Origin of the sequence: Rhizobium sp. SEMIA4064, from assembly GCF_003025035.1 — a bacterium.
Taxonomy (GTDB): domain Bacteria; phylum Pseudomonadota; class Alphaproteobacteria; order Rhizobiales; family Rhizobiaceae; genus Rhizobium; species Rhizobium paranaense.
On record NZ_PYJN01000008.1, the window covers coordinates 40,404 to 47,633 of the forward strand.

Sequence of the window (7,230 nt, forward strand, 5' to 3'; positions counted from 1 at the left end):
AAAGGTGCTCGCTTTGCGCGGAACATTTCCGCTGGCCTTACGTTCAACTTAAGATTTTGTTTTGGAGGTCTTCATGGATCGATCCAAAATCGGCGACCCCAATCGATATCGTTTCCACCCTCACTCTCCCGAGTTTCAGCTTCGCCGGGTGTGATCCGCAAGCGGATCCTGACCGATCGTCGTCGCCTGCGCTCGATCAATCGCCGCCAACAAGCGGATAGAGACTGGAGTAGATCATGGCCATTCTTATCACATCGGCACTTCTGGCGATCATCGGCTTATGGCTCGGCGGCGGCGGACTATGGCTTGTCCTGCTCGGCGGCAGTTTCTTCTATCTCTTTGCCGGCCTGATGTTCATCGCCACCGCGCTTTTGCTGTTCATGCGCAAACCGGCTGCCCTTTGGCTCTATGCAATCCTCGTGCTCGCCGCACTCCTCTGGGCCATATGGGAGGTGGGCTTCGATTGGTGGCAGCTCGGCCCGCGGGGCGGCCTCATCATCCTGATCGGGCTCTGGATGCTCACGCCCTGGATCAGGCGTCCACTCGGTTTCCGCAGCCCGGCGGGCGTCGACTACGCCGCAAATCCCTGGCCACTTGCCGTACCGCTGATCGTCTCCATCCTCGTCGCGATCTATTCGATGACCACCGATCCGCATGATCATTCAGGCGAGCTGCCGACGACGGTTGCGGCTAATGCGCCGATGGGCGGCGACGTAGCGGATAGCGAATGGCATCAATATGGCCGGACACCTTTCGGCCAGCGCTATTCGCCGCTCGATCAGATCAATGTCCAGAACGTCGCCAATCTGAAGGAAATCTGGCGGTATCAAACCGGCGACGTAAAGCGCCCGGACGATGTCGGCGAGACGACCTATCAGGTGACGCCGCTCAAGGTCGGCGACACCCTCTACCTGTGTACGCCACACAATCTGGCGATCGCGCTCGATGCGCAAACCGGCAAGGAGAAATGGAAATTCGACGCCAATTCCGGCATGAATCCGGATCGCCAACATCAGACATGCCGTGGTGTCACCTACTACCACGATCAAACGGCGACGGCCGGAACACCCTGCGCCGACCGCGTCTATCTGCCCACGTCCGACGCGCGGCTGATCGCGCTCGATGCCGCCAATGGCAAGATCTGTACGAGCTTTGCCAACCAGGGTGCACTCCATCTAGAAGCTGGAATGAAGTACAACCCGGCCGGCTACTACTACTCGACCTCGCCGCCCGTTGCCGTCGCGGATAAGCTGATCGTCGGCGGGGCCGTCAACGACAACTATTCCACTCAGGAGCAATCCGGCGTCATCCGCGCCTTCGATATCAGGACCGGCGCACTGCTCTGGAACTGGGACTCCGGCAACCCCGACCAGACGACGCCCCTCCTGGCCGGTCAGACCTACACTACCAACTCGCCCAATAGCTGGTCGGTGTTCAGCGTCGATGAAGCCTTGGGCATGGTCTATATTCCGCTCGGCAATCAGGTCCCCGATCAGCTCGGGATGGGCCGCAGCGCAAATGTCGAGCGCTTTTCCTCCTCGGTCGTTGCGTTGGACATCAACACCGGCCAGCTCAAATGGGTACAGCAATTCGTCCATCACGATCTATGGGACATGGACGTTCCGGCGCAGCCCGTTCTTTTCGACATGACAAAATCCGATGGCACAGTGGTTCCCGCGCTTGTCGCTTCGACCAAACAGGGCGACATCTACGTACTCGACCGGCGCACCGGCGCGCCGCTCATTCCCTTCAAGGAGATACCGGCACCGGGTGGTGCCATTCCCGAAGATTACACCGCGCCGACGCAGCCGATTTCGGATCTGACCTTCTCGCCCCCGCCGCTGCAGGAAAAAGACATGTGGGGGGTGACGCTCCTCGATCAACTCGCCTGCCGCATCGCCTTCCACCGGTACAAATATAAGGGCCGCTACACGCCACCATCCCTGCGTGGATCGATCATCTATCCCGGCAATTTCGGCACCTTCAACTGGGGCAGCGTCGCCGTCGATCCCGAACGCCAGATCATGTTCGGCATGCCAACCTATCTCGCCTTCACCTCCGAACTCGTTGCCCGTGCGAATATCCCGCCAAGAGGTCAGGATGAGAAGGGCAGCGAGCAGGGTTTGAACCGAAACGAAGGTGCGCCATACGGCGTCTATATGGGGCCGTTTCTCGGCCCGCTCGGTATTCCCTGCCAGGCGCCGCCATGGGGCTACGTCGCCGGCGTCGACCTCAGGACCGGCAAGATCGTCTATAAGCACAAAAACGGCACGGTGCATGACATGACGCCGCTGCCCCTGCCCTTCAAGGTTGGCGTTCCCGGAATCGGCGGACCGATCATGACCAAGGGCGGCGTTGCGTTCCTCGGAGCGGCGGTCGACAACTATCTGCGCGCCTATGACGTCACCACCGGGCGGCAGCTTTGGCAAGCTCGCTTGCCCGCAGGTGGCCAGGCGACGCCGATGACCTATACGGCGGGCGACAACAAGCAATATGTGGTCATGGTCGCAGGCGGCCACGGCTCGATCGGCACCAAGCCCGGCGATTATGTCATCGCCTACCGACTGCCTTAGGCCAGACGGCGGCGAGAGCGGTCTTCGCTATCGGGAACATTTCCCCAATGTCTGATGTTTCCAGTTCGCGCGAGGCGTCAGGTTGCACTCAATAGGCACGGAGGCTTTTGAAATGACATTGCGACATGGATCATGCCGCTGCGGAAGGGTTCGCTATTCCATCAGCGGTGAGCCGAACCGCGTCGGTATTTGCCATTGCACCGACTGCCGCCAAGAAAGCGGTTCGGCCTTTGCGTTTTTCGGGATCTGGAAGGCCGAGGCCTTCTCGACGACGGGCGAGACAACCGCCTACGAAGGCCGGAGCTTCTGCCCTCATTGTGGGTCGCATGTTTTTGCGATCAACGACGTCGAGGCCGAGATCAAGTTCGGATGCCTCGATAGCGCACCGACCGATATGGTTCCGACCTACGAACTCTGGGTAAAGCGGCGCGAACCCTGGCTGAAGCCTTTACCGGGCGCGGAGCAATATGATCAGGATCGAGTGGCCGATCAGCCCGGACTTTAAGGGGAAATACACCCGGCAGGGCGTGCATCAATGCTCGACCCGCAAGACGATTTTGCCGCGATTATGTTCGTTCATGATCGCCTCTTGTGCGGCGCGCGCCTGATCAAGCGGATAAACGCGGCGAATCTCGACGCGCACCTTTCCATCGTCGATGAGGCGGCTGATCTCCGCGAGCTGCACACCGTTCGGCTGCGCCGTATAGCGAATGGCGCGTATCCCTAGCTCGGTTGCACGTTTCTTATCGGGCTGGGCAAGCGTCGAAACTAGGATACCGTCCGTCTTTATCACGCTGAACGACCGATCCTGGGTTTCGCCGGCGACGAGATCGAACACCATGTCCACCGGCTGGATCGCCTCCTCGAAGCGCTCACTCTCATAGTCGATGACCTGATCGGCACCGAGGTAACGCGCGAATTCCATATCGCCGCCGGAAACCGTCGTCGCGACCCAGGCGCCTTTCGCCTTCGCAAACTGAATGGCCAAATGACCGACACCACCCGCGCCGCCATGGATGAGGACGCGCTGGCCTGCCTGAAGCCCGCCATGCTCGAATAGGCCCTGCCATGCGGTAATGCCCGCCAGCGGAATTGCGGCAGCCTCCACCGGGTTCATCAGCCTCGGCTTCGGCGCTACTTCTTCCGGCCTGGCGATGACGAATTGTTCGTAACCGCCGTGCCGTGGATTGAGAAAGGCATAGACCGCCTCGCCGAGGCGAAACGCGCCGACCCCCTCCCCTACCTTCTCGACCGTTCCGCAGACATCTCGACCGAGCACGTAAGGCAAATCGTCTTCCTGAACAGCCGGATAGCTTCCCTCACGCATCTTCCAATCGACAGGGTTGACGCTGGCAGCCTCGACCCGGATCAGAATTTCGTCGATCTTGGGCTCGGGACGTTCGATTTCTTCGAGACGAAGAACTTCCGGACCGCCAAATGCGTGGATACGCACAGCTTTCATGACGCTCATCGTTTCTCTCCTCACGGTTTGAGAATGGAAGCCGGCCGATCGCCACCGACTTTCGCTGGCCCTATTCGGACGCTGAACGTTTCCAGAGATTGTCGATGGCCGGCCCAGATCAGACGGCGTTGATTGACGGCAGGAAGGACATCACCTCGTTGCGGCCCCTGGGGCTCAGCGTCTCGATACGCTCGCTCCAGAAGCTGTCCGCCTCCGGCGAATCCGGCTCCCAACAATTCGTCGACAAGAGGTTGTCGTCCATCACCAGCAGACGATGGCCACCCAACCGCAAATATTCTGTCGCCAGCTCTTTCGCAGCATTCGTCATCATCATCCCGCTCCTTGCGCCAGTTATCAGGATGTCAACAATCGAACGGGGAATATGTTCCCTTTGGCACGAAAGCCTATTTTGTCAGTCTTTTGACGGCTGCCGGCGTCTCTCCATCTCGTCTTCGGATTGGGCGGGAGGCTCCCAGCCGAACACGCTGCGTCCGCCGTAAAAAGTGGACCTGTCGAATTCGCCGGCAACGATTTCCTTGAGATCGGGGCCGGTGACATATCGTTCGAGCATACGGGACTGATCGTCCAGGCGCTTCAGCGCCTGCAACTCCTCGTCACGGCCGAGCCGCCCTTTCCGCACCGCCGATTTCATCACGTTGATGGTCTGGTCGTAGACCTTCAAAGGCACGGGAAAAGGGTGGCGATCCTTGCCGCCATGCGCCAGCGAAAACCGGGCGGGATCAGAAAAGCGGTAGGGGGCGCCATGCACAACTTCGGCAACCATCGCCAGCGCCTTGACCGTTCTTGCGCCAACGCCTGGCGTCAGCAACAGGTCCTCGAAATCCACCGGCCCGCGATCGGCTGCCGCCGCCAGATTCCCATGCAATCGCCTCATATTCACATCGGTTTCGCGAACATCGTGATGAGCCGGCATGATCAGGTGCGGCAACATGGGTTGCGCGTTGTTTTCAGCAATTGCCGCCGGCTCTGCTTCCAGCGCGGCGACTTCGCGCACGATCCTGTCCGGCCCTAGCGATGAAAGTAGATCGAGCTGACCTGCACGCGACCGGTCGGCGCGCCGATCAGCAAGATTGACGATCCGGCCCTGGTCTCTTCCCTCGATCGCCGCATGCGGGGAATCGAGAAAGCTTGTCAGCCCTTCGGACAACCAATGATAGCGACGCGCCTGCCGCCGATCGCCATTCATCCCCTGCTGGACGACGACCCATTTGCCATCGTCTGTCACTATGAAACCGTGCAGATAGAGATCGAATCCATCCTGTAAGGCGGCGCTGTCCACCTTGGCGACAAGCCGGCTTTTCGCCGCGAGCGCCACACCGTCGATGCCGACACGACGGCCGATGGCCGTAAGTTCATCCGGCGTCTTGCGCGACTGAGCGCCGCGGCCACCGCAGACGTGAATTCCAAGTTCGCCCGAGAGCGGCGTCAGGCCTCGTTTCAGCGCGCCGAGGACGCTGGTGGTGATGCCCGAGGAATGCCAGTCCATGCCCATGACGGCGCCGAAGGACTGGAACCAGAAGGGGCTCGCCAGCCGGCGCAACAGTTCGTCGCGCCCATAATGTTGAACGACCGCCTCGGTAATCACGGCGCCCAAACGCGTCATTCGGTCGCCGAGCCATTTCGGCACCCGCCCTCCATGCAAGGGAAGATCCGCGTTGCCAGCTCTTTGCGCCAAGTTCGTCGCACTCCATTTCAGATACGACGCACTTTAGTACCGGCAACCGGATTGCGCCATGCACGGATTTGATCCCAGGCAGTCTGGACCCTATCCGATGGCGCTACGAATGGTCTTCGAAAGGCGCAACAGGAAGGCGGGCCGGGAGGAGGCGACGAGTTTCCACGACAGGATCGCCTTCGCCATGCGGCCGGGAAGGACGCCGACCGAAAGAAACCATGCCGCCAGCATGGCACGCCGTCGCAGCGATGCATTCATCTCCAGGCTGGCGACGGCACCGGCAGTACCGAGTGCAAATCTGGAATCGCTGACCATGGGATGCCGGGATTTGTCCATGGTCAGGGATGCCAGACGCTCTTCCAAATGGACGGGATCATGGAGATTGACATCCTCTGGCACCGTCAACCCGATCTCGGCTGCCTGATCCGACAAGGCGTCGATGCGACGGAAGTCATGCTCCATTCGCCAGCGCGCGCGCTGACCAAGTTTTTCCGCGAAGACGGAGTGATTGGCACCATGGATGCGGTAGGCTCCAAGGCAGGACTCGATCGACGTCACCTTTCCATGGAGAGGCGCAACGGTGACGAGATAACCATCGGCGCCCTGGCGAAAATCCGTCTCCGGAACCGGCATGACCACCTCCAGAGCCGAGCGTTTGAAAGCCAAGCCGCTGGTGACAGTCGTCTGATACCGTCCCCTCTGCAGCAGTTTTGGGGTCACGTCGCCGGAGTCGAACGGGAGCTCCGGAGGCGGAAAGACGTCCTTTACCTGCATATCCTCATCGACGATATGCAATCTGAACTGCACCTGGACGGCATCGTCTTCCCAGGCGTCGACGATCTCGGATATTGCGTTCGGATAAAGGTAATCATCGGCGTCGAGAAAGAGGACGATCGCACCGCGGCTCGCCGCAAAACCGGTATTGAATGCCGCTGCATGCCCACCGTTCTTCTCTCTCAGGCAGGCCCTAATCCGCGACCCGTAGGAAGCAACAACATCGGCTGTGTCATCGGTCGATGCATCGTCGACGACGATGACTTCCATATTGTCGTAACTTTGCTCTAACGCGCTGTCGATGCAGCGTGGTAGAAAGCGAGCGTAATTGTAGTTCGAGATGATAATAGAAACTAAAGCACGGTCTGTGATGGAGTGCATCGCATTGAACCTCGCAAATTTGCTTTGGTCGCGGCGAACCTACTCATTCAGGTCCTGTGGATTAAAACCCATTCCGGCGAGCACAACTCTCCGAAGCTGAAAAGCTGCTGTCACAGACATGCTGGCCGATGGGTGGCGAAGATAGACTTGATTTGTCTGTACGGGCGACGAGCCTCCCCAGCTTTATGGCTTTTGAATGGCCATGACGTCCAAACACCCCGGTTGAATGCCCGGCACGTCTCATGTCGTCTCGCCTTATCAAAGACTAAAAAATAGTCTTCAGGTGGCTGTCAGCGTCATTGCCGATAGTCGCGCCCCACCGGAACAGGAAGCGATCTCTTATG

General features: G+C 59.6%; 6 protein-coding genes. 2 read left to right on the forward strand and 4 right to left on the reverse strand.

Annotated elements, in window-relative coordinates:
* Positions 1-236: 236 nt before the first annotated feature.
* Together C9E91_RS05255 and C9E91_RS05260 are read left to right on the forward strand one after the other, a co-directional pair.
* Complete coding sequence (locus tag C9E91_RS05255; protein WP_107107320.1) at positions 237-2,573, forward strand: glucose/quinate/shikimate family membrane-bound PQQ-dependent dehydrogenase; 2,337 nt, start codon at positions 237-239, stop codon at positions 2,571-2,573.
* Positions 2,574-2,685: 112 nt separating this feature from the next.
* Complete coding sequence (locus C9E91_RS05260; protein WP_107107321.1) at positions 2,686-3,078, forward strand: GFA family protein; 393 nt, start codon at positions 2,686-2,688, stop codon at positions 3,076-3,078.
* A 27-nt stretch (positions 3,079-3,105) separates the two neighbouring features.
* Here C9E91_RS05260 and C9E91_RS05265 read toward each other — a convergent pair whose 3' ends face one another.
* The 4 genes from C9E91_RS05265 to C9E91_RS05280 all read right to left on the reverse strand — a co-directional run bounded on the left by C9E91_RS05265 (position 3,106) and on the right by C9E91_RS05280 (position 6,886).
* Positions 3,106-4,044 carry an NADP-dependent oxidoreductase gene (locus C9E91_RS05265; RefSeq protein WP_245407428.1) on the reverse strand — a complete coding sequence of 313 codons (939 nt, stop codon included), beginning with the start codon at positions 4,042-4,044 and terminating at the stop codon, positions 3,106-3,108.
* A 109-nt stretch (positions 4,045-4,153) separates the two neighbouring features.
* Complete coding sequence (locus C9E91_RS05270) at positions 4,154-4,369, reverse strand: hypothetical protein (RefSeq protein WP_181316013.1); 216 nt, start codon at positions 4,367-4,369, stop codon at positions 4,154-4,156.
* Between the two features lie 78 nt (positions 4,370-4,447).
* Positions 4,448-5,731, reverse strand: a complete 1,284-nt coding sequence (locus C9E91_RS05275) for a DUF763 domain-containing protein (RefSeq protein ID WP_107107323.1) — start codon at positions 5,729-5,731, stop codon at positions 4,448-4,450.
* A gap of 90 nt (positions 5,732-5,821) precedes the next feature.
* Positions 5,822-6,886 carry a glycosyltransferase family 2 protein gene (locus tag C9E91_RS05280; protein ID WP_107107324.1) on the reverse strand — a complete coding sequence of 355 codons (1,065 nt, stop codon included), beginning with the start codon at positions 6,884-6,886 and terminating at the stop codon, positions 5,822-5,824.
* Between the last annotated feature and the right edge of the window lie 344 nt (positions 6,887-7,230).

Bases quoted from the DNA above. Each gene is read 5' to 3' on its own strand.
- C9E91_RS05255 (WP_107107320.1), top strand. From the start codon at position 237: ATGGCCATTCTTATCACATCGGCACTTCTGGCGATCATCGGCTTATGG.
- C9E91_RS05260 (WP_107107321.1), top strand. From the start codon at position 2,686: ATGACATTGCGACATGGATCATGCCGCTGCGGAAGGGTTCGCTATTCC.
- C9E91_RS05280 (WP_107107324.1), bottom strand. From the start codon at position 6,886: ATGCACTCCATCACAGACCGTGCTTTAGTTTCTATTATCATCTCGAAC.
- C9E91_RS05270 (WP_181316013.1), bottom strand. From the start codon at position 4,369: ATGATGATGACGAATGCTGCGAAAGAGCTGGCGACAGAATATTTGCGG.
- C9E91_RS05265 (WP_245407428.1), bottom strand. From the start codon at position 4,044: ATGAGCGTCATGAAAGCTGTGCGTATCCACGCATTTGGCGGTCCGGAA.